Origin of the sequence: Streptomyces sp. NPDC058371, assembly GCF_042723265.1 — a bacterium.
Classification (GTDB): Bacteria; Actinomycetota; Actinomycetes; order Streptomycetales; family Streptomycetaceae; genus Streptomyces.
In genome coordinates, this window is sequence record NZ_JBHXJC010000001.1 from 388,663 (window position 1) to 409,652 (window position 20,990).

A 20,990-nucleotide genomic window follows, 5' to 3' on the forward strand; every position below is an offset into this window, starting at 1 on the left:
CCGCCCGCGCTAGCGCTTAGCAGATAGGAATCAGATCATGACAGAGAACGTCGGCGTGCTCGGCGCTAATGCCCAGTCATCGGGAGTCACCCGAGTCGTGACGGCCCCCTTGCCCACGGCGTACGGCGATTTCCAGGCGGTCGGCTACCTGGACAACGATCGCGGCGACGAACAAGTGGCTCTGGTGTACGGCGACATCGGTGCGGACCGGGTGCTCACCCGGCTGCATTCCGAGTGCCTGACCGGTGACGCTTTCGGCTCCACGCACTGCGAGTGCGGGCCCCAACTCGCCACCGCACTGCGCGAGATCGTGGCGGAAGGGCGCGGAATACTCGTCTATCTCCGGGGCCACGAGGGCCGGGGGATCGGTCTGCTGGCCAAGCTGCGCGCGATGAAGCTTCAGGCGGAGGGACTCGACACGGTCGAGGCGAACCTCGCGCTGGGCCTTCCCGTGGACGCCCGCGACTACGGGGTGGCCGCGGAGATCCTGCACGACCTCGGCGTCCGTTCCGTACGGCTGCTGTCGAACAACCCGCGCAAGCGTGAGGCGCTGCTGCGCCACGGCATCAAGGTCCCCGAGCAGGTCCCGCTGCTGATCCCGCCGTGCGAGGAGAACCTCAGCTATCTGCTGACCAAGCGGGAGCGCCTCGACCACTACCTGCCGCACCTGGACGGGGGCGTGCTGCCCCATCTGGACGCGGCCAAGAACGAGGCGATCTTTTGCGGATCGGTGAAGACGGCTATCACTGAGGAGTGAGCGAAGACGAGAGCGGCCCGCTGTTCCTGTCGCGGGCCCAGGTGGCCGAGCTGCTGGACACCGACGCGGCGATCGCGTCCCAGCGGGCGGCGTTCGCCGCCCTCGGGGACGGGAGCGCCGAACTGCCGGGCAAGATCATGCATCGGAGCCGCTTCGACGACAGTGTCGTGTTCGCCTATCTCGCGCGGCTGTCCGCGGACACCGGGCCCGTGGCGAAGATCGGCAGCGTCAACCCGGGCAACGCGGCGGCCGGGCTGCCCAGCATCCACGCGGTGATCAACGCGCTCGACCCGGTCACCGGTGAGCTGGTCGCCGTCATGGACGGGACGGCCGTGACGACCCTGCGGACGGCCGCCGCGAGCGCCGTCGCCTTCGACGCGCTGGCCAATGCCGACAGCTCCGAGCTCGGTGTCCTCGGCTCGGGCACCCAGGCGCTCGCCCATGTGCGGGCCGTGGCCCGGGTGCGCAAGCTGCGGTCTGTACGGCTGTGGAGTCCCGACCCGGGGCGCCGCACGCGCGCGGCGCAGCTGCTGGCGGACGAGCTGGGCGTCGCCGCCGAGGCCGTGGACTCGGCGCAGGAAGCGGTGGCGGGGCTGCCGATGGTGGCGGCCTGCACCCTGAGCACCACGCCCGTCGTACGGGGCGAGTGGCTCGCGCCGGGCTGCACGGTGGTGAGCGTCGGGTCCTTCGAGCCCACGCGCAGCGAGGTCGACGCCGAGGTCCTGCGACGGGCGGCCGCCGTCGTTGTGGACGATCCGGGAACGGCGGCGGAGCACGCGGGGCCCGTCGTCGAGGCGCTCCGGGAGGGGCTGCTCGCCTTCGAGGACCTGGTTCCGCTCGGTGCCGTGGTCACGGGCCGCCGTGCCGCACGCACCGGCCCGGACGACATCGTCTTCTACAACAGCGTCGGACTCGGTGTGCAGGACGCCGCCGCGGCCTGGGCCGTCATCGAGGCGGCCGGCGGAAGGGGACCGCGGTGAACAGGACCGCGCAGGTCGTCGTCATCGGCGGTGGGGTGATGGGCGCAAGTGCCGCCTACCACCTCGCTCGCGCCGGCGTCCCTGACGTCGTCCTGGTCGAGCGCGACGAACTGGCCTCCGGCTCGACCTCGCGGGCCGCGGGCGGGGTCCGGGCGCAGTTCTCCGACGCGCTCAACGTCCAGCTCGGCGCCCGCAGCCTGGAGGCCTTCGCCCGCTTCGGCGAGGAGCCCGGCCACGACATCGGACTGCACCGGGTCGGCTATCTCTTCCTCCTGTCGACACCGGAGGAGGTAGCCGCCTTCGAGGCCGGCGTGGAGCTGCAGAACGGCCTCGGCGTACCCAGCCGCATGCTCGACCCGGCCGAGGCGCAGCGGCTGTCCCCGCTGATCACCACCGACGGACTGCTGGCCGCCGCCTACTCACCGGACGACGGGCACTGCACTCCCGAGGCCGTGGTGCACGGCTACGCGGCCGGGGCCCGCCGCCACGGCGCTACCGTGCTGCGGCACTGCGAGGTGACCGGCATCGAACTGCGCGGCGACGAGATCACGGCGGTGCTGACCAGCCGGGGCCGGATCACCACCGACACGGTGGTCTGCGCGGCCGGCGCCTGGTCCCGGGCGGTCGGTGCCATGGTCGGCGTGGACCTGCCCGTGGAGCCGCTGCGCCGGCAGATCGCCGTCACGGAACCGGTCCCCGGGCTGCCGCCCCGGCTGCCCATGACCATCGACTTCACCAGCAGCCTCTACTTCCACTCCGAAGGCCCCGGGCTGCTCGTCGGCATGTCCGACCCCGACGAGACCACCGGATTCTCCACCTCGACCCACGACGGCTGGATCCCCCGGCTCGGCGAGGCCATGGAGCGGCGCGCCCCCGCCCTCCTCGACCTGCGCCGCACGGGCGGCTGGGCCGGCCTGTACGAGATCACCCCGGACCACAACGCGCTGATCGGTGAGGCTGCCGCGCCCTCCCGCTTCCTGTACGCGACCGGGTTCTCCGGCCACGGCTTCCTGCAGGGCCCGGCGGTCGGCGAGGTCGTCCGCGATCTGGTCCTGGGCCGCACGCCGTTCGTCGACATCAGCCCCCTGGGCGTCGGCCGCTTCGCCACCGACAGCCTGCGACCGGAGGTCAACCTCGTATGACCGAGCTCCACCTGTGGCTGCGCCACGAGTCCCGTACGACCGAGCGGCGCACGCCCGTCGTGCCGTCCGACGCCCGCCGGCTCGTCGAGCGGGGCGTGACCGTCACCGTCGAGGACTCGCCGCAGCGGATCTTCCCGGTCGAGGCGTACGAGGAGGCGGGCTGCCGGGTCGCCGCGCCGGGCTCCTGGGTCTCGGCGCCACCGGACGCCGTGATCGCCGGCCTGAAGGAACTCCCGGACGAGCCCGCCGAGTTGCGACACCGGCATGTCTTCTTCGGGCATGCCTACAAGGGGCAGCCCGGCGCCGCCGCGCTGCTCGGCAGGTTTCTCGCCGGAGGCGGGGCGCTGCTGGACCTGGAGTACCTGGTGGACGACGAGGGGCGCCGGCTCGCCGCGTTCGGCTACTGGGCCGGGTACCTGGGCGCGGCCCTGGCCCTCCTGCACCACGAGGGAAGGCTGAGCGCACCGCTGCGGCCGACGTCCAAGGAGGAGCTGGACGCCGAACTCGCCGCCGTGACCGGGCAGTCGAGTGCGCTGGTGATCGGCGCGCTCGGGCGCAGCGGCCGCGGGGCACGTGCCGCGCTCGCCGTGGCCGGGAACGAGCCCACGTGCTGGGACCTGGCCGAGACCCGCGCGCTGGACCGAGCGGCGCTGCTGGAGCACGAGGTGATGGTCAACACCGTGCTCACCACCCGGCCGATCCCGCCCTTCCTCACCGACAAGGACCTCGACGAGCCCGGCCGCCGGCTGCGCACACTGTGCGACGTCACCTGCGACGTCGGCTCACCCATGAACGTGCTGCCGGTCTACGACACCACCACGGACTGGGCGCGTCCCGTGCGCCGCCTGCGCGAACAGCCGGTGCTGGATCTGATCGCCATCGACAATCTGCCGTCCCTGCTGCCGCGCGAGGCGAGCGTCGACTTCTCGGCGGCGCTGCTGCCACTGCTCCTCGACTTCGAGACGGGCGGGCCGTGGGGCCGCTGTCTGGCACGGTTCCACCAGGCGAGCCGTGAACTCGGCGCGAAGGAAGGGGAGTTCCGCCATGTCTGAGACGACCGGAGCGGGAACGGTCCCGGCGAGCGGCACCGTCCACTGGGTCGGCGCAGGCCTGTCCACCGGCAGCGGGCTCGCGGCGCTGTGCGAGGCCGCCGACCGGGTGCGCCTGTGGCACCGCACCGAGGAGCGCGCCGAGCGGAGCCTGGCCGGTCTCGGCCTGGCGGGACGCGCCGAGCCGCGCGCCTACACGCTGCCGGCGCTCGCGGCCGAACTGGCGCCCGGGGACGTCGTCGTCTCGATGCTGCCCGCGCCCGAACACGCCCCGCTGCTGAGCGCCTGCATCGAGCGCCGGGCGCACTTCGCGTGCTCCAGCTATGTCTCGGACGCGGTGGTCGAGCAGGTGCCCGCGGCGGTGGCGGCGGGGGTCGTGGTGCTCACCGAGGCGGGCCTCGACCCGGGCATCGACCACCTCTTCGCGCACGGTCTGATCGCCCGGGCCCGGGAGGCGATCGGCCCCGACACGGCGGCCTCGTACCGTTTCACCTCGTACTGCGGAGGCGTCCCCGCCGTCCCGAACGACTTCAGGTACCGCTTCAGCTGGGCACCCGCCGGGGTCCTCAACGCCCTGCGCTCGCCCGCCCGTTACCTCGAGGGCGGGGCGGAGACGACCGCCGCCCGGCCGTGGGAGGCCACCCGCCCTCATCCGATCGACGGGGAGACCTTCGAGGTGTACCCCAATCGCGACAGCGTCCCCTTCCTCGACCAGTACGCCCTTCCGGCGGCCTGGAAGCCCGAGACCTTCGTCCGCGGCACGCTCCGCCTCGACGGCTGGCTCCAAGCCTGGGACGCCGTGTTCGAGGAGCTGAGGACCGGGGACGACCGGCGGATCGCCGCGCTCGCACGGGAGTTGGCGACGGCCTATCCCACCACCGACGCCGACCGCGACCGTGTGGTCCTCGCCGTCTCCCTGGACGTGCGCGGCGGCTCGGGCGAGGCCTGGTCCGGCCGGTATCTCCTGGACCTGGAGGGGACGCCCGAGGAGAGCGCCATGGCCCGCTGCGTCTCCCGCACCCTCGCTCTCGGTGTCCGTCACGTACTCGACGGCACCCTGCCGGCCGGCCTCAGCCGCGCCGCCGAGACAGCGGAGCGGTCGGAGGAGTGGCTGGGCGAACTCCGCGCCGACGGTGTCGAGTTCGCCCTGCGGACCTGAGCGTGAAGGGGGCGCTCAGGTCCGCAGGGCTCAGCGCCCGAGCCCGGGCCCGCGGCTCAGTCCAGTACCGCCTCGTGCACCAGTCGCCGTACCTCGGGGAAGACCGCGTGTGAACCGGTCGGCCGCAGCTGGGTCAGGAACTGCACGGTCATGTCCCGGAGCGGGTCGACCCAGAAGGTCGTACTGGCCACGCCGTTCCAGCCGAACGCGCCCAGGGCGGTGGGGTAGGCCGTGACCGCCGGGTCGATCACGACGGAGACACCGAGACCGAAGCCGAGGCCCGCGTTCCCGGGCTCGTCGTGGGCGGGTGTGCCGTGGGTGCGGATGTCGACGCCGCCCGGCAACTGGTTGGACGTCATGGTGTCCACGGTCCCGGCGGCGAGCAGCCGGGTGCCGTCGAGTTCGCCGCGGCGGCGGAGGAACTCCATGAAGCGGTGGTAGTCATGGGCGCCGGCCACCATGCCCCCGCTGCCGGACAGCAGTCGCGGGCGGCCGTGCAGGGGGAGACCGGGGACGGGGGTGATCCCGCCCCTGCCGTCCTCGCCGTAGAGCTCGGCCAGCCGTTCGGACTGCTCCTCGTCGACGCAGAATCCGGCGTCCGTCATCCCGAGCGGCCCGAAGATCCGCTCGGCGAAGAACTCGTCCAGGCGCTGCCCGGACACGACCTCGACGAGCCGGCCGAGGACGTTCGTCGCCACCGAGTAGTTCCAGCGCGTGCCCGGCTCGAACTGGAGCGGCAGACGCGCGTACACCTCGCAGGCCCCTGCGAGGTCCGCGCCCTCGGGCACCGACGACTCCAGACCGGCGGCCCGGTACAGGGCGTCGACCGGGTGGGAGTGGTAGAAGCCGAAGGTCAGGCCCGCGGTGTGGGTCAACAGGTGCCGGACGAGGAGGGGTTGCCCGGCCGGACGGGTCCTGACACCGGCGCCCGTCCCCTCGACGTACACCTGCTGCTCGGCGAACGCGGGGAGATGGCGGGCGACCGGATCCGCCAGGCCGATGCGCCCCTCCTCCAGGAGTATCAGCGCGGCGACCGTGGTGACCGGCTTGGTCATCGAGTACATCCGCCACAAGGTGTCGGTGGTGACCGGGAGCCCGGCCGCGCGGTCGCGGTGGCCGTACGTCGTCAGATGGGCGACCTGACCGTGGCGGGAGACGGCGACGAGGAAACCGGGCAGCCGGCCCTCGTCGACCTCGTCCGCGAAGTGCTGGTCCAGCCGGGCGAGCGCCTTGGGGTCGAGTCCGGCCTCGGTCGGCTCGACCTCTTGCTGCAGGTGTCCCATGGCTCTCCTCCGGACTGCGGCTCCTGGACTACCTCGCGTTCATCGTCTCGTACGGACGGACCGCGGTGACGTACGGGGCGGCCATTTCGTGGTCATGCGCGGGTCATACAGGGCATTTTCCCGCTGGGTGGGGCCGTATGCGGGACATCCACGGTCGTACGGCGCCCCGTGCGGGGTGCGTGGGACGCCGTACGGAATGCGTCGTGCGTCACCCGCGGTCGTGAGGTGTCATCTGCGGGTCCCGCCGGGGCGGTTCGGGGTGTGTGCCGAGAGGCGAGCCGGCCCCCGCCGCAGGACGGTGATCGGCCGCGTCCTCCTCGCGTGGCCGTCCCGGCAGCCACCGCGCGAGCAGCGTGCCGAACGCGGACACCGCGGCGAGGACGGTCAGGGCGGGGCCCATCTCGACACCCGCGCCCGACGCGCCGGCACCGGCGTACGACAGCATCGTGGTCGCCACCGCCACACCGACCGTCGGCCCGACGTTCATCGCGGTCTGCTGGAGGCCGCTCGCGACACCCGCCGACGCACGGGACGCGTGCCGCACGATGACGGCGGTAGCGGTGACCATGACCGCGCCGAAACCGGCGCCCAGCAGCAGGAAACCGGCTCCGATCGTCACGGCCGTCGACGCCCGGTCGAGCCGCGACAGCACGAGGACGCCGGCGGTGAGGAGCGCCATGCCCGTGACGGCCGTCCGGCGGGGGCCGAAGCGGCGCATCAGTACGGCGGAGACGGGCGCGCCCAGCACCATCATCACGGCCAGCGGCAGGGCGCGGAGGCTGCTCCGGAGGGGGTTCAGGGCGAGGACGTCCTGGAGGAAGTACGTACTGGTGAAGAGCGCCCCGAACATCGCCGCCGACGCTGCCACCAGGACGCCGAGCCCCACACCGAGGGTTGCCGAGCCGCGTACGTCCGGGGGCAGCAGCGGGCTCGCGGCTCGGCGTTCGTGGCGCGCGAATACCCAGCCCAGGGTCGCGACCGCGAGCAGCCCGCGGGCCGTGGCGGCCGGCCGGTTCGACGGTGTCCCGACGAGCGTGTGGACGAGACACGCCAGGGCCGCCGCGAGCAGACAGGCGCCGGGCACGTCGAGCCGGGTGGCCGTCGCCCGTTCCCGCTCGGGACCGCGGACGGTGAGCGCCAGGACGCCCAGCACGAGCGTGGGCACGATGTTGAGGAAGAAGACGGCACGCCAGCCGAGGGCGGTGACCAGCGCCCCGCCGACGACCGGGCCCGCGGCCGCCGCCACCCCGATGGCGCTGGTGCGCAGCGCGATCGGCATACCGAGTCTCTCGGGCGGGAACGCGGCGCGCAGCATTCCCAGGGTCGCGGGCTGGAGCAACGCGCCGAAGACCCCCTGGGTGATCCGCAGTCCGACCACCCAGCCGATGTCCGGTGCCAGGCCGATCCCCGCGGAGACCACGCCGAAGCCCAACACCCCCACGGCGAAAACCCGTTGATGGCCGAAGCGGTCACCGAGGCGTCCGGCGAACACCAGCAGGCTCGCCACCGCGATCAGATAACCGGTGCTGATCCACTGGATCTGCGCGAAGGACGCGTGCAGCTCCCGGCGCAGGGTGGGCTGGGTGACCGTGAGGACGGTGCCGTCCAGGGCGACGATCGCGGCGCCGACGACGCTGCTCGCGAGGGCGACGCGGCGGTGGAGTGTCATCGGCGGTCCGGGCCGAGGTGCGCGTCCAGTGCCGTGGCCAGCAGGGGCCCGAAGTCATCCGCCCCCGTGGCGAGTTGGAGGCTGCCCCAGCTCCAGAGCTGGGCGATGCCGTGCAGGTTCGCCCAGAGGGACCCCGCGACGAGCCGGGCGTCCGCCTCGGGTCGTGCCCGGCCGACCAGGTCCACCAGTACGCCGAAGAGCGGAAGGCTGGTCTCCCGCAGCCCCAACTCATCGCTGCGCAGCATGTCGTGACGGAACATCAGCTCGTACATACCGGTGTTGGTCAGTGCGAAGTCCAGATAGACCCGGCCCAGCGTCTCCAGGTCGCCTCGCGGGCTCGCCCCGCCGGTGCCGAGCGCTTTCGTGGCACGGTCGCCGAGGTCCGTGAAGCCGCGGCGCGCGATGGCGGAGAGCAGGGAGAGGTGTGTCGGGAAGTGGCGGCGCGGGGCGCCGTGCGAGACCCCCGCCCGCCGGGCGATCTCCCGCAGGGACAGCGCCTGGGCCCCCTCGGCGGTGACCAGGTCGACCCCGACCTGGACCAGACGGGCGCGGAGCCCGGTGTCGGATTCATGCATAGACACTGTCTACCAGGTCGAGTAGACAGCGTCTACTCGCGTCTGTTCGGCTGGAATGCCATGTGGGTCAGGGGCGTTGATCACTGCATGACTCAAGACGCGACGCAGGACGCACTGCTCCAGCTGCTCTCCGACCACGGCGGTGGGGTGCTGGTCACCCTCAAGCGCGACGGCCGGCCCCAGCTCTCCAACGTCAGCCATGCCTACGACCCCGAGGAGCGGACCGTCCGGGTCTCGATCACGGACGACCGCGCCAAGACCCGCAATCTGCGCCGGGATCCACGGGCGTCGTACCACGTGACCAGTGACGACCGGTGGGCGTTCACGGTCGTGGAGGGGACGGCCGACCTCACCCCCGTCGCCCAGGACCCGCACGACGAGACGGTCGAGGAACTCATCCGGCTCTACCGCGACGTGCTGGGCGAGCACCCGGACTGGGACGACTACCGCGCCGCCATGGTCCGCGACCGCCGTCTGGTGCTACGGCTCCGGGTGGAGCGTGCGTACGGGATCCCGCGGGGGCGCTGACCGCTCACCGCTCCGGTGGTGGCCGTCGGGCGTCGTGGCCACCGGTCCCGCGCTGCTCCGTGGTGGCCGTCGGTCTCGTGCGGCCACCGGTCCCGCGCTGCTCCGGTGGTCGCCGTCGGCCCGCGCGGCCACCGGGCCCGCACCGCCCCCGTGGTCGCCGTCGGTCCTGCCTCGCTCGCGCGGCCCATGCCGCGCGTCCGGCGCGGCGGCTGTGGAAAACCGGTGTCCGATTGTCGGAACGCGGTGATAGAGAGTCAGCGTGACAACGACACCTGAGTTCGCCGTCCTGCTGCGACTGATCGACGACCGGTCGACCGCCTTCCGCGCCGCGGTCGCCTCCGCGCCCAGCCTCGACGTGCAGGTACCGACCTGCCCCGACTGGACCCTGTTCGATCTGGCGCAGCATTTGGGCGAAGGGCGCCGCTCCTGGGCCGCCACCGTCGCCGCGGGGCCTGCCGAGGCCAAGTCCGCAGCAGCGGGCGCCCCGGCCGCGCCGCGGGAGCGCGAGGCGCTGCTGGACTGGCTGGCCGTGTCGACGCAGCAGCTGCTTGAGGCACTCCAGGAGGCCGGCCCCGATCGCGGTTGCTGGACGTGGTGGGGTGCGTCGCAGTCGCCGCAGACGTCCGGTGCCGTCGCTCGGCACCAGCTCCAGGAGATCGCGCTGCACACGTACGACGCCCAGATCACCTCGGGTGCCCGGCAGCCGCTGCCGGACGAGGTGGCACTGGACGGTGTCGACGAGTTCCTGTCCACCTGCTGTGCAACGACGAGTGCCTGGCCGCACAAGCCCGCTGCCGTCGACTTCCACGCCACCGAGGGCCGCTCCTGGCGCCTCTCGCTCTCCGCCGACGGCGCACGGGTCACCCGCCTCCCCGCGTCCGGCACAGTGCCCACCACCGGTGCCGACGAGGGCCCGGACGCGGCCGCCGCCTCCGTCCGGGGCACGGCCGGTGAACTGGTCCTGGCCCTGTACGGCCGTATTCCGGTGGACTCCCTGAAGCTCGAAGGCGATGGAGTTCTCTTCGACCTGCTCCAGGCCTGGGAGCCGGAGGAGTAGAACGCCGGGTTCCGGGGCGAGGCCGACACCCTGGCCGTGCTCACCGAGCCGTCACCCTGCCGCCACGTACCTGAGGCGCCGCCGTTTCTGCCCTGCGGACCGGAGAGACACCGCCGGTCCGCAGGACCGAGCGTGCCTGGCGGCGCTCGGCGGCTCGCTCCAGCACCACGTCCGACGGGACGTGGCGAACGCTGCGCCGCGGAAGGGGAGTTGACCGCCGAGTGCGCAGCGGGTGGGCTTAGGATTCCGGCAGGCTCGGGCAGTTGATCACGGCGCGATGCCGCGGCCGCCGACCCACGGAGACAGGGAGACCCGCATGGCACCGGAGCGGATCGACACGAGTAGGCCGCACCCTGCCCGTATCTACGACTACCTGCTGGGCGGCAAGGACAACTACCCCGTCGACGAGGCGGCCGCCGAGCAGATCCTGGTGCACACGCCCACCGCCAGGACCGCGGTCCGGGCCAACCGGCTGTTCATGCAGCGTGCCGTGAGGTGGCTGGCCGCCGAGGCGGGCATCCGGCAGTTCCTCGACATCGGCACCGGCATCCCCACCGAGCCCAACCTCCACCAGATCGTCCAGGGCGTCGCGCCGGAGTCCCGGGTCGTGTACGCCGACAACGACCCCGTCGTGCTCTCCCACGCCCGAGCCCTGCTGCGCAGCACCCGGGAAGGGCGTACCGCCTATCTGCACGCCGATGCCCGCGAGCCGCAGAAGATCCTCCAGTCGCCCGAACTCCACGAGACCCTCGATCTCTCGCAGCCCGTCGCGCTGAGCCTGATCGCCCTGCTGCACTTCGTCCCTGACGAGGCCGGCCCCTACGACCTCGTACGGTCCTTCGTCGACGCCCTGCCGTCCGGCAGCTACCTCGTCCTGACCCACGGTTTCTCGGGCGAGGAGCAGGACCGGCTCAGCGAGGTCCAGACGGTCTACCGGTCCGGCGGCATCTCCGTGCAGGGCCGCTCCCGCGCGGAGGTCGCCCGCTTCTTCGAGGGCCTTGACCTCGTCGACCCCGGCATCGTCACCGCCCACCGCTGGCGCCCGGAGCCCGGCGATCCCCTCACGGACGCCACGGACGCGGAGATCATGGTGCACGCCGGGATGGCCCGGAAGCCGTAGAGCGCACGGCTGTTGGGGCGGGGAGCCTCAGGGCGCAGGCCTGCCGGCGCGGTTGCCGCAGGGCCTGCACCCATTGGCGCGGCCGGCGTGCCACGCGGCGCGTCCGGCGGTTCACCGCGCGTCCGGCGGTTCACCGCGTGACCGCGTGACCGCGTGACCGCGTGACCGCGTGACCGCGTGACCGCGTGACCGCGTGACCGCGTCACCGTGCGCGCCGGGCGGGGAAGCCGTGGGCGCGGGCGGCGATCACGACCGCCAGGACCGGGAGCACCAGGGCGAGGACGCTCCAGGGGAGGGTCCTCGGGCCGCTGAGGCCGAGGAGGATCCCGCCCGCCACGCCGCCGCCCGCCATGGCCGCGTTCCACAGGGTCACGAGCATCGCCTGCGCGGCGTCGGCCGCCTCGCCGCCCGCGTCGGCCACGGCGGTCTGCAGCAGGGTGGGCGCGCCACCCCAGCCGAGCCCCCACAGTGCGACGGCGACGTAGACCAGGACCGGGCTGTCGGCCGCCAGGGCGAGGAGCGAGGCCGCGGCGGCGACGGCGAGTGTGCTCACGAGGGTCAGCGCACGCAGTCCCCGGTCGATGCGGACGCCCACGATCCAGATGCTCGCCAGCGACGCACCGCCGAAGACCAGCAGGACGAGGTCGGTCGAGCCGCCCATGCCGAGTCGGTCCAGGTAGGCGGCGATGTACGTGTAGAGGATGGTGTGGGCCAGCACGAAGACCAGCGTGACGAACAGGACCGGCAGCACTCCCGGTACGGCGAGGGCCCGCAGCAGCGGGGGACGCCCGTCGCCCCGCTGCCCCGGCCGGTCGGGCACGGCCACGGCGATCCAGACCAGGAGGACCGCGGTGAGAACCGTCATGAGGGAGAACGCCACCCGCCAGCCCACCGCACCGCCCAGGAAGGTCCCGGCCGGAACGCCCAGCGACAGGGCGACCGGAATGCCGGTCATGACGACGGCGATCGCCTTCCCCTGCAGCCGGGCCGGGGCCAGCCGGCGGGCGTACCCGGCCAGCAGGGCCCAGGCGAGACCCGCGGCGACACCGGCGACGAAGCGGGCCACCATGGTCAGGGGGTACGAGGTCGAGGCCGCCGTGACCGTGTTGGCGACGGCGAACCCGGCCATCGCGGTGAGCAGCAGCCGCTTGCGCGGCCATCCCGCCGTGGCCGCGGACAGCGGGATCGCCGTGAGCGCGGTCCCCACCGCGTAGACGGTCACCGACTGCCCCATCGCGGACTGGCCGACGGCGAGATCCGCACTCATCGCCGGCAGCAGCCCGGCGGGCAGGGTCTCGGTGAGGCTGGTGACGAACACGGCGGTGGCGAGCGCGAGCAGCGCGGACAGGGGGAGGCCGCTCCTGTCGGCTCGCTCGGTGGAACTGCCGTATGCGGTAGGTGTGTTCGCACGGTGCGTGGCGGGGTGTCCCGCCGCTCGTGCCGCTTCTCGGGTCCGGTCGTTTCGCATGCTGCGTATGCTCGAACCCTCACATCGGTGTGAGGGTCAACGCGAGAACCTGTGAGGGCGGTCACATGCGCATCGGAGAGCTGTCGGAACGCACCGGCACCCCCCGCCGACTGCTGCGCTACTACGAGGAACAGGGTCTGATCGTCGCCGACCGCTGTGCGAACGGCTACCGGAGCTACGACGAGGTGTACGTGGACCGGGTGCTGCAGATCCGCGGCCTGCTGGACGCCGGGCTCCCCACCCGGATCATCAAGCAGATCCTTCCGTGCCTCGACAAACCCCGCGCCATTCACTTCCCCGACGCGACCCCCGACATGCTGGCCACCCTGGAGGGCGAGCGCGACCGGATGACGGAACGCATCAACTGCCTGACCCGCAACCGGGATGCCATCGCCGGCTACCTCGACGCGGTACGCGCCAGGATCGGCCCGCTGGAGGATCGCGAAGCGACGCCAGGCGCCATGACCCGGGCTGCGACGACCAGTTGACCGTGTTCTGCGCCAACTCCGCGCACACCGGCCGTCCCTGAACCCGGCCGGTGTGCGCGGAGTCGAACTTTACGGGCCCGCGGGAGCGCTGTCCGCCCGTCGCGGTGCCTTGATCGCCTTGGCCGCGCCTTTTGCGCCCAGGTCGACGAAGGCCGGCGTGACGTCGAGCGGGGTCGCGTAGTCCTGGAGAGTGCGCGGCCCCTTGACCGTCGTACCCCGGTCGACGTCGTATCACCGGCCGGACGGGAGGTGGATGTCCCGGGCCGGTGACGAGGTGAGGTTGGGCGCCGAGAGCACCGCCGGGCCGAGCATCCACTCGTCGGAGACGGTGTAACCGCCCTGGTCGCGCGGGAAGTCGAAGAACAGCGGCCGCATGATCGGATCCCCGGTCCTGACGCCGCGCTGTTCTTTTCTGCTCGTTTCGGCCGATGTTCTTGCTGAAAACATCATCTGTCAACCATGGCCGACACGCGACCACGGGACCCGGCCCGTTCCGCCGGCGCAGGCCCGAGCCCCCGAACAGCGGTGAGCTGTCGGGGACGTGGGGACAATCGGGGCCTGGTCAGGCGGTCACGGTCGCGGGTTGCGCGGACTCCAGGCCGTCGCGCACGCCCAGGTGCTCGGTCGGCACCCGGTGCGTCTCCCGTGCGGTGACGGCGGCGATGACCGGCGGAACGCACAAGGCCGCGGTGAACAGGGCGACGGCCGACCAGTCGTCGCCGTCGGGGCCGGCGATCTGCGCGGCGAACGTGACGGCGAACCCGGCCACGGCGAAGCCGATCTGTGTGCCGATCGCCATGCCGGACAGTCGCACGCGGGTGGAGAACATCTCGCCGTAGAAGGCGGGCCAGACACCGTTCGCCGCGCTGTAGACGACACCGAAGGCGACGACACCGAGGACGAGGATCAGGGGATAGGAACGCGTCGAGACGGCCCACAGGTAGAGGAACATGGTGATCGCGCTGCCGACGGCGCCGACGAGGAAGACCGGCCGGCGGCCGACACGGTCGGAGAGCTTGGCCCACAGCGGGATCGCGCCGAGGGCGGCAACGTTGGCGAGCGCGCCCACCCAGAGCATCCGGGAGCGGGAGATGCCGACCGCGTCACTGGTCGCGTAGGCCAGCGCCCACACCGTGAAGATGGTGCTGACCGAGGCGATGACGGCGCCCGCGACGACCCGCAGCACGTCCACGCGGTGGTCGCGGAGCAGCACGACGAGGGGCATCCGCACGACCCCTTCCGTGGCGGCCTGCTGAGTGAAGGCGGGGGTCTCCTGGAGGGTGCGCCGGATGACGTAGCCGACGACGGCGACCGCAAAGCTCAGCAAGAAGGGCAGGCGCCAGCCCCAGGAGAGCAGTTGGTCCTCGGGGAGCGCGGCGACCGGCAGGAAGACCAGGGTCGCGAGGAGCTGGCCGCCCTGGGTGCCGCTGAGCGTGAAGCTGGTGAAGAAGCCGCGCCGGTCCGGGGGCGCGTGTTCCAGCGTCATGGAGTTGGCGCCGGCCTGCTCGCCGGCGGCGGAGATTCCTTGGAGCACCCGGCAGAGCACGAGCAGGACCGGGGCGAGACCGCCGACCTGTGCCCGGGTGGGCAGGCAGCCGATCAGGAAGGTCGACACGCCCATCAGGATCAGCGTGAAGACCATGATCTTCTTACGGTCGGCACGGTCGCCGAAGTGGCCGAGGAAGAGTGCCCCCACCGGACGGGCCGCGTACGCGACCCCGAACGTGGCCAGCGAGAGCAGGGTCGCGGTGGCCGGGTCGGACTCGTCGAAGAAGACCTTGGGGAAGATCAGCGCGGCGGCGCTGCCGTAGACGAAGAAGTCGTAGTACTCCAGAGCGCTGCCGATCCAGGCGGCCATGGCGGCCTTCCGGGGCTGGCCGGGAGGGGCGTCGAGCGGGACGGCGGGGACGGACACGGCGTGCTCCTTCGGGGGAACTCCGGGGACGGGAGTGGCGGCGGGGAGGTGCCGGGGCCCTGGGGTGTGCGGGCCGGCCGAGCCGGGCGGGACCCGGCTAATTAACCCACTGGATAGTTAGTAGTGGATGGCTGGATGTTCCGCCCGCGTTTCCATGGTGTCAAGAGGCCATGTCGAAGAATCCTCGGCCGTGAGCCGTGCGAGGGGGCTCTGACCAGGCGCGACGCCAGGGTCCGTGCGTGGCGTGGTCGGGCTTCCGCGGTCAGTCCGCGGAGCGGTCCGCGGTCAGATACGCGATGACCATGTCGCCGAGCATGGTGCGGTAGTGCTCCCGCTGTTCGGGGGCGACCAGGTCGCGCCCGAACAGGGCGCCGAACGTGTGCCGGTTGGCGACCCGGAAGAAGCAGAACGCGCTGATCATCGCGTGCAGATCGACGGCGTCGACCTCGGCCGTGAACAGACCGGAGCTGCGCCCGGCCTCCAGGATGCGGCCGATCACCTCCAGGGCGGGCGAGCCGATCCGGCCCAGCTCCTCGGAGGCGGCGATGTGCTCCGCGCCGTGGATGTTCTCGATGCTGACCAGGCGGATGAAGTCGGGGTGCTTCTCATGGTGGTCGAAGGTGACCTCGGCGAGCCGGCGGATGGCCGCGACCGGGTCCAAGTGCTCGACGTCCAGCTCCTGTTCGGCCTCGCGGATCACGGAGTACGCGCGCTCCAGGACGGCCGTGAACAGCTGTTCCTTGCCGCCGAAGTAGTAGTAGATCATCCGCTTGGTGGTGCTGGTGCGGGCGGCGATCTCGTCGACGCGGGCTCCCGTGTAGCCGGCGCGTGCGAACTCCTGGGTGGCCACGTCGAGGATCTCGGCCTTCGTGCGGACGGCGTCGCGAATGCGGCCGTTGGGTCGTGCCGGTTCTTCGACGCTGGTCATCGGGTTCCTTCGGGCGGGGGCCAGTGCTGGCGATTGTAGAAGCAGGTCGGGGGCGGGGTGGCGGGCATTCGGCGCCGATGTGGGCTTCCGCCTCGGCGTACGTCCTGGCCGCGCTCGACGGGTCCGCGGCCGTGGGGACCAACGGAGCGGTCTTCCGATGGGGTCGGCATCCTGGTACAACTAACGTACTAGTTCGTACATTAAGCCGCTCTCCAGGAGGTCCCGTGCCCCAGGACTCGTATCTCGTCGGCCTGATCGGTTCCGGTATCGGGCCGTCCCTGAGCCCGGGCCTGCACGAACGGGAGGCCGACCGGCAGGGGCTGCGCTTCGTGTACCGGCTGATCGACATCGAGAGGCTCGGCGTGGGGCCCGAGGCGGTGGGCGATCTGGTGCGCGCGGCACGCGACCTGGGTTTCGACGGGCTGAACATCACGCACCCCTGCAAGCAACTCGTCATCGAGCACCTCGACGCGCTCGCTCCCGGGGCCGAGGCGCTCGGCGCGGTCAACACCGTCGTCTTCGAGGACGGCCGCGCCGTCGGCCACAACACGGACGTCACCGGCTTCGCCACCTCTTTCGCACGCGGCCTGCCCGACGCCCCGATCGACCGGGTCGTGCAGCTGGGCGCCGGGGGTGCGGGGGCGGCCGTCGCGCACGCCCTCCTCACGCTGGGCGCCGGGCACGTGACCGTCGTGGACGCGCTCCCGGACCGGGCCGCGGAGCTCGCCGCCGCCCTGAACGCGCACTTCGGGGCGGGCCGGGCCACCGCCGCGCCGGCGGGCGCCAGGGCGGACCTGCCCGCCGGAACCGACGGCATCGTGCATGCCACGCCCACCGGCATGGCCGCGCATCCCGGCCTTCCGATCCCCGCAGAGCTGCTGCATCCCGGCCTGTGGGTCGCCGAAGTCGTCTACCGGCCCCTGGACACCGAGTTGGTGCGCACCGCCCGCGCACTCGGCTGCGCGACGCTCGACGGCGGTGGCATGGCCGCCTTCCAGGCCGCGGACGCGTTCCGTCTCTTCACCGGGCGGGAACCCGACACCGCGCGCATGCTGGCGGACATCGCCGAGCTGACGGACGGCGGCGCGGGCGTCACTGCGTCCAGCCCTGCCCGGAGCCGCATGTAGCACGCCCCGCCGAAGTGGCGCCGAGCCAGCAGGCTGTTCCGAAGTGGCGCCGAGCCAGCAGGCTGTTCCGAAGTGGCGCCGAGCCAGCAGGCTGTTTCGAAGTGGCGCCGAGCCAGCAGGCTGTTTCGAAGTGGCGCCGAGCAAGCAGACCGTTCCGAAGCAGCGTCGAAGGAGTCGTCGTGCGTACGTCCATCGCCACCGTCTCGCTCAGCGGGTCACTGACGGAGAAGCTCACGGCCGCGGCCCGGGCGGGGTTCGACGGAGTCGAGATCTTCGAGAACGATCTGCTCGCGAGCCCCCTCGCCCCCGAGGAGATCCGTGCCCGCACGGCCGACCTCGGCCTGCGCATCGAGCTCTACCAGCCGATGCGTGACATCGAGGCGGTGCCGCGGGACGAGTTCGCGCGCAACCTGCGCCGCGCCCGGCACAAGTTCGAGCTGATGGGGCGGCTGGGCGCCGACACCGTACTGGTGTGCTCCAGCACCTCGCCGCTCGCCCTCGACGACGATGCGCTGGCAGCCCGCCAACTGCACCAACTGGCCGATCTGGCAGAGGAGTTCGGCATCCGCGTGGCGTACGAGGCGCTCGCGTGGGGACGGCACGTGAACACGTACGACCACGCCTGGCGCATCGTCGAGGCGGCGGACCACCCCGCCCTCGGGACCTGCCTCGACAGTTTCCACATCCTCGCCCGCGGCGGTGATCCCAAGGGTATCGAGGACATCCCCGGCGAGAAGATCTTCTTCCTGCAACTGGCCGACGCGCCGCTGATGGCCATGGACGTACTGCAGTGGAGCCGCCACTACCGCTGCTTCCCCGGCCAGGGCGGCTTCGATCTCGCCGGGCTCCTCGGACACGTGGTGCGCGCCGGTTACCAGGGGCCGCTCTCGCTCGAAGTCTTCAACGACGTCTTCCGGCAGGCCGAGGCCGGACCGACCGCCGTCGACGCCCAGCGCTCCCTGCGCGTACTCCAGGAGGCGACCGGGTCGGCCACGCCGCCCGCACCCGTGGTGCCCACCGGCATCGCGTTCGCCGAGCTCGTCACCCCCGACGCCGAGCCGGTCGCCGCCGTCCTCGACGCCCTCGGCTTCATCCGCACGGCCAGGCATCGCAGCAAGCCCGTGGACCTGTGGCAGCAGGGCGAGGCTCGGGTCCTGCTCAACACCGGGCCGGCCGCCCGGCGCGAGGGCACCTCACTCGCGGCCATCGGCCTGGAGTCGCCGGACCCCGCGGCGGCGGCCCGTCGCGCCGAGGCCCTGCTCGCCCCCGTCCTGCCACGCCGTCGCGCCCCCGAGGACGTACCGCTCGACGCCGTGGCCGCGCCCGACGGCACCGAACTCTTCTTCTGCGCCACGGACCGGCCCGAACTGCCCAGCTGGACCGGCGACTTCGAGCAGGCCGGACAGCGGCCGGTCGACAGCTCGGTCGACGGCTCGGTCGAGCGCATCGACCATCTGGCCCTCACCCAGCCCTGGCACCAGTTCGACGAGGCGGCTCTCTTCCACCGCAGTGTGCTCGGGCTCGCCGCGCAGGAGAGCGTCGACGTCGCCGACCCCTACGGTCTGCACCGCAGCCGCGCCGTCACGAACGCCGACGGCTCGGTGCGCATCGCGCTGGGCGTGGGAGCGGCACCCACGGACGACGGAACCCGCCCGCAGCACATCGCGCTGGCCACGCCGGACGTGGTCGCCGCCGCCCGCCGCTTCCGTGCCGCCGGCGGCCGGCTCCTTCCGATGCCTGCGAACTACTACGACGACCTCGCGGCGCGGTACGAGTTCGCCGACGGCGAGCTCGCGGCGTACCGCGAACTCGGCATCCTCTACGACCGTGAAGCCGACGGCGAGTTCCGGCACTGCTACACCGAGACCGTCGGCCGTGTGTTCTTCGAACTCGTCCAGCGCGACGGCGGTTACCGCGGCTACGGCGCCCAGAACGCACCGGTGCGGCTGGCCGTCCAGCACACTCGACGGCCCCCGTACTGAGGGGAATCGGAAGGCTCCGGCGGAGCCTGCCCAAGCCGGTCTTCCTGACCGCCGGCACGGTGCGACAGGGGTGATGCCGCCGACTGCCGCGAGGGTGCCCACTGGTCCGACTCGGGCCGGTGCCCGCGAAAGGCCGGATGCTCGGCGAGCGGGCGGCCGACCGTACGGGCCGAAGGGCGGCGGCCGGGCAAAGTGGTCGCCCGGCCCGGTGGTCGCCGCTAACGTGCGCGGAGTGATGACGGCTGACGACGTCCTGTCCCTCCTGGCCCTGCTGCGCCGGGCCGGCGTCGACGTCTGGATCGGCGGCGGCTGGGGCATCGACGCCCTGGTCGGGGAGCAGACCCGCCCGCACCGCGATCTGGATCTGGCGCACCGTCGGGAGCAGGAGCCGGCCGTCGTGGCGGCGCTGGCCGCCGCCGGATTCGTCGAGACGCTCGACTGGCGCCCCGTGCGTTTCGTGCTCACCGACCCGGGTGGACGGGAGATCGATCTGCATCCCCTGGTCTTCGCCGCGGACGGTTCCGCGGTGCAGGCCTCGCCCGACCCCGGGAGCCCGTTCCCGTACCCCGCCACGTGCTTCGTCACCGGCACGGTGCTGGGGACGACGGTCCCGTGTCTGTCGCCCGAGCAGCAGGTCTTCTTCCACCAGGGCTACGAACCCGCTGATCACGACCGTCACGACATGGCCCTGCTGCGCGAGGCCTTCGGTATCGCCACCCACTTCTGACGGCGCCGTTCATGGCGCCGAGGCCCCGCCGTCGGCTTTCGGGCGGGACCTCGGTATCCGGTGGGGGCCACGGTTCCGTCAGGGCGCGGTCCTCGGCGCGTCGGGGGAGCAGGTCAGCGGACCGGGTGCCGGGTGCGGCCGTCCAGGTCGCGGGCGTCCTTGGGCGCCTGTTCGACCACCGGGGCCTGGCCCTTGCGGACGAACACCTGGTACAGCACGGCGGCGAGAACACCGCCGAGCACCGGACCGACGATGACCACCCACCAGCCGCCGTAGGAACCGGAGGCGATCATCGGGCCGAGGCCGCGCGCCGGGTTGACCGCCGCGCCGTCGGTCGGGCCGCCGATGAAGACCGCGGTGGCGAGGGCGAATCCGATGACGAGGGGGGCGGCGGGGGCCGGGAAGCGCCGGTCGGTGGCGGCGGCGGTGACGACGAAGACCAGGATGAACGTGATCAGGAACTCGACGAGCAGTGCCCGCCCGTCGCTCACACCCGGCTTCGGGTTGGTCGCGCCGAGATGCATGACGGTGCGCGCCGCGTCACCGCGAATGGCCCACGTGGCGAGGGCGGCCACGATGCCGCCCGCCATCTGGACAGCGACGTAGCCGGGCACGTGCCGCCACGAGAACTTGCGGACGACGGCCATCGCGATCGTCACGGCCGGGTTGAAGTGCGCACCGGAGACATGGGCGAGGCCGCCGACCAGTGCGGCCAGTGCCAGGCCGTTGACCAGCACGATGGCCAGCGAACCGTAGGGGGATCCGGCGACGGACTGCGCCAGGCCGGCCGAGGTGGCGGTGGCGGTGATGGCGAAGACCAGGATGAAGGTTCCGGTGAACTCGGCCAGATAGGCGCCGGCGACGCTGTGGGAGGCGGCTCGCGCGGAGCCGCGGTGGGTGCGGAGGTGGAACCGGGTGGGGGAATCGACATGTACAGCCATGGTGCGCGTCCTTATGAGACTGGCGGGTGGGGGCTGTGCGACCGGCGGGACGACCGCCGGGGCTGGGGGCGCCGCGGGCGCGAAGCACGTCAACG

General features: G+C 72.4%; 20 protein-coding genes. 12 read left to right on the forward strand and 8 right to left on the reverse strand.

Annotation, left to right across the window (positions count from 1 at the left end; genetic code table 11):
* Nucleotides 1-37: 37 nt before the first annotated feature.
* Genes ribA through ACFWM2_RS01675 form a run of 5 tightly spaced genes read left to right on the forward strand, consistent with a single transcriptional unit; the run spans nucleotide 38 to nucleotide 5,087 of the window.
* Complete coding sequence (gene ribA, locus ACFWM2_RS01655; protein WP_383271860.1) at nucleotides 38-757, forward strand: GTP cyclohydrolase II; 720 nt, start codon at nucleotides 38-40, stop codon at nucleotides 755-757.
* Entirely contained in the window at nucleotides 754-1,737 is a 984-nt protein-coding gene (locus tag ACFWM2_RS01660; protein WP_383271861.1) for an ornithine cyclodeaminase family protein, read from the forward strand. The genes ribA and ACFWM2_RS01660 overlap by 4 nt, the downstream gene beginning before the upstream one ends.
* Nucleotides 1,734-2,879 carry an NAD(P)/FAD-dependent oxidoreductase gene (locus tag ACFWM2_RS01665; protein ID WP_383271863.1) on the forward strand — a complete coding sequence of 382 codons (1,146 nt, stop codon included), beginning with the start codon at nucleotides 1,734-1,736 and terminating at the stop codon, nucleotides 2,877-2,879. Before ACFWM2_RS01660 ends, ACFWM2_RS01665 begins: the two co-directional genes overlap by 4 nt.
* Nucleotides 2,876-3,931, forward strand: coding sequence for a saccharopine dehydrogenase (locus ACFWM2_RS01670; protein ID WP_383271865.1), 1,056 nt, complete (start codon nucleotides 2,876-2,878; stop codon nucleotides 3,929-3,931). The genes ACFWM2_RS01665 and ACFWM2_RS01670 overlap by 4 nt, the downstream gene beginning before the upstream one ends.
* A complete protein-coding gene (locus ACFWM2_RS01675) occupies nucleotides 3,924-5,087 on the forward strand; it encodes a saccharopine dehydrogenase family protein (protein ID WP_383271867.1) in 1,164 nt (387 codons plus the stop codon). Before ACFWM2_RS01670 ends, ACFWM2_RS01675 begins: the two co-directional genes overlap by 8 nt.
* A gap of 56 nt (nucleotides 5,088-5,143) precedes the next feature.
* Here ACFWM2_RS01675 and ACFWM2_RS01680 read toward each other — a convergent pair whose 3' ends face one another.
* The 3 genes from ACFWM2_RS01680 to ACFWM2_RS01690 form a co-directional block, all read right to left on the reverse strand.
* Nucleotides 5,144-6,370: a serine hydrolase domain-containing protein gene (locus ACFWM2_RS01680; RefSeq protein WP_383271869.1), complete on the reverse strand. Its 1,227-nt coding sequence runs from the start codon at nucleotides 6,368-6,370 to the stop codon at nucleotides 5,144-5,146.
* A gap of 208 nt (nucleotides 6,371-6,578) precedes the next feature.
* Nucleotides 6,579-8,039, reverse strand: coding sequence for an MFS transporter (locus ACFWM2_RS01685; protein WP_383271871.1), 1,461 nt, complete (start codon nucleotides 8,037-8,039; stop codon nucleotides 6,579-6,581).
* Nucleotides 8,036-8,614 carry a TetR/AcrR family transcriptional regulator gene (locus tag ACFWM2_RS01690; RefSeq protein WP_383271873.1) on the reverse strand — a complete coding sequence of 193 codons (579 nt, stop codon included), beginning with the start codon at nucleotides 8,612-8,614 and terminating at the stop codon, nucleotides 8,036-8,038. Before ACFWM2_RS01690 ends, ACFWM2_RS01685 begins: the two co-directional genes overlap by 4 nt.
* An 87-nt stretch (nucleotides 8,615-8,701) precedes the next feature.
* Between ACFWM2_RS01690 and ACFWM2_RS01695 the strand changes: the two genes are divergently transcribed.
* The 3 genes from ACFWM2_RS01695 to ACFWM2_RS01705 all read left to right on the forward strand — a co-directional run bounded on the left by ACFWM2_RS01695 (nucleotide 8,702) and on the right by ACFWM2_RS01705 (nucleotide 11,319).
* Nucleotides 8,702-9,142, forward strand: coding sequence for a PPOX class F420-dependent oxidoreductase (locus tag ACFWM2_RS01695; RefSeq protein WP_383271875.1), 441 nt, complete (start codon nucleotides 8,702-8,704; stop codon nucleotides 9,140-9,142).
* Between the two features lie 259 nt (nucleotides 9,143-9,401).
* Nucleotides 9,402-10,199 (forward strand): maleylpyruvate isomerase family mycothiol-dependent enzyme, encoded by a 798-nt coding sequence (locus ACFWM2_RS01700; protein ID WP_383271877.1) that lies wholly within the window; start codon nucleotides 9,402-9,404, stop codon nucleotides 10,197-10,199.
* 316 nt (nucleotides 10,200-10,515) lie between these two features.
* Complete coding sequence (locus ACFWM2_RS01705) at nucleotides 10,516-11,319, forward strand: SAM-dependent methyltransferase (protein ID WP_383271879.1); 804 nt, start codon at nucleotides 10,516-10,518, stop codon at nucleotides 11,317-11,319.
* A gap of 202 nt (nucleotides 11,320-11,521) precedes the next feature.
* Here ACFWM2_RS01705 and ACFWM2_RS01710 read toward each other — a convergent pair whose 3' ends face one another.
* A complete protein-coding gene (locus ACFWM2_RS01710; RefSeq protein WP_383271881.1) occupies nucleotides 11,522-12,787 on the reverse strand; it encodes an MFS transporter in 1,266 nt (421 codons plus the stop codon).
* Between the two features lie 65 nt (nucleotides 12,788-12,852).
* Between ACFWM2_RS01710 and ACFWM2_RS01715 the strand changes: the two genes are divergently transcribed.
* A complete protein-coding gene (locus tag ACFWM2_RS01715) occupies nucleotides 12,853-13,275 on the forward strand; it encodes a MerR family transcriptional regulator (RefSeq protein ID WP_383271883.1) in 423 nt (140 codons plus the stop codon).
* A gap of 231 nt (nucleotides 13,276-13,506) precedes the next feature.
* On the opposite strand, the gene ACFWM2_RS01720 is transcribed toward ACFWM2_RS01715, so the two are convergent.
* From ACFWM2_RS01720 to ACFWM2_RS01730, 3 genes are all read right to left on the reverse strand, one after another.
* A complete protein-coding gene (locus ACFWM2_RS01720) occupies nucleotides 13,507-13,650 on the reverse strand; it encodes a hypothetical protein (RefSeq protein ID WP_383271885.1) in 144 nt (47 codons plus the stop codon).
* A 187-nt stretch (nucleotides 13,651-13,837) separates the two neighbouring features.
* The gene (locus ACFWM2_RS01725; RefSeq protein WP_383271887.1) at nucleotides 13,838-15,190 is read right to left on the reverse strand and encodes an MFS transporter; all 1,353 of its coding nucleotides are present in this window, start codon (nucleotides 15,188-15,190) and stop codon (nucleotides 13,838-13,840) included.
* A gap of 262 nt (nucleotides 15,191-15,452) precedes the next feature.
* Nucleotides 15,453-16,118 (reverse strand): TetR family transcriptional regulator, encoded by a 666-nt coding sequence (locus tag ACFWM2_RS01730; protein WP_383271889.1) that lies wholly within the window; start codon nucleotides 16,116-16,118, stop codon nucleotides 15,453-15,455.
* Between the two features lie 224 nt (nucleotides 16,119-16,342).
* Between ACFWM2_RS01730 and ACFWM2_RS01735 the strand changes: the two genes are divergently transcribed.
* The 3 genes from ACFWM2_RS01735 to ACFWM2_RS01745 all read left to right on the forward strand — a co-directional run bounded on the left by ACFWM2_RS01735 (nucleotide 16,343) and on the right by ACFWM2_RS01745 (nucleotide 19,954).
* The gene (locus ACFWM2_RS01735) at nucleotides 16,343-17,245 is read left to right on the forward strand and encodes a shikimate dehydrogenase (protein ID WP_383271891.1); all 903 of its coding nucleotides are present in this window, start codon (nucleotides 16,343-16,345) and stop codon (nucleotides 17,243-17,245) included.
* Between the two features lie 179 nt (nucleotides 17,246-17,424).
* Complete coding sequence (locus tag ACFWM2_RS01740; protein ID WP_383271893.1) at nucleotides 17,425-19,227, forward strand: bifunctional sugar phosphate isomerase/epimerase/4-hydroxyphenylpyruvate dioxygenase family protein; 1,803 nt, start codon at nucleotides 17,425-17,427, stop codon at nucleotides 19,225-19,227.
* A 235-nt stretch (nucleotides 19,228-19,462) separates the two neighbouring features.
* Nucleotides 19,463-19,954: a nucleotidyltransferase domain-containing protein gene (locus ACFWM2_RS01745; RefSeq protein WP_383274051.1), complete on the forward strand. Its 492-nt coding sequence runs from the start codon at nucleotides 19,463-19,465 to the stop codon at nucleotides 19,952-19,954.
* Nucleotides 19,955-20,067: 113 nt separating this feature from the next.
* Here the strand turns inward: ACFWM2_RS01745 and ACFWM2_RS01750 are convergent, their stop codons facing one another.
* Nucleotides 20,068-20,895, reverse strand: coding sequence for an MIP/aquaporin family protein (locus tag ACFWM2_RS01750; RefSeq protein ID WP_383271895.1), 828 nt, complete (start codon nucleotides 20,893-20,895; stop codon nucleotides 20,068-20,070).
* Nucleotides 20,896-20,990: the final 95 nt, after the last annotated feature.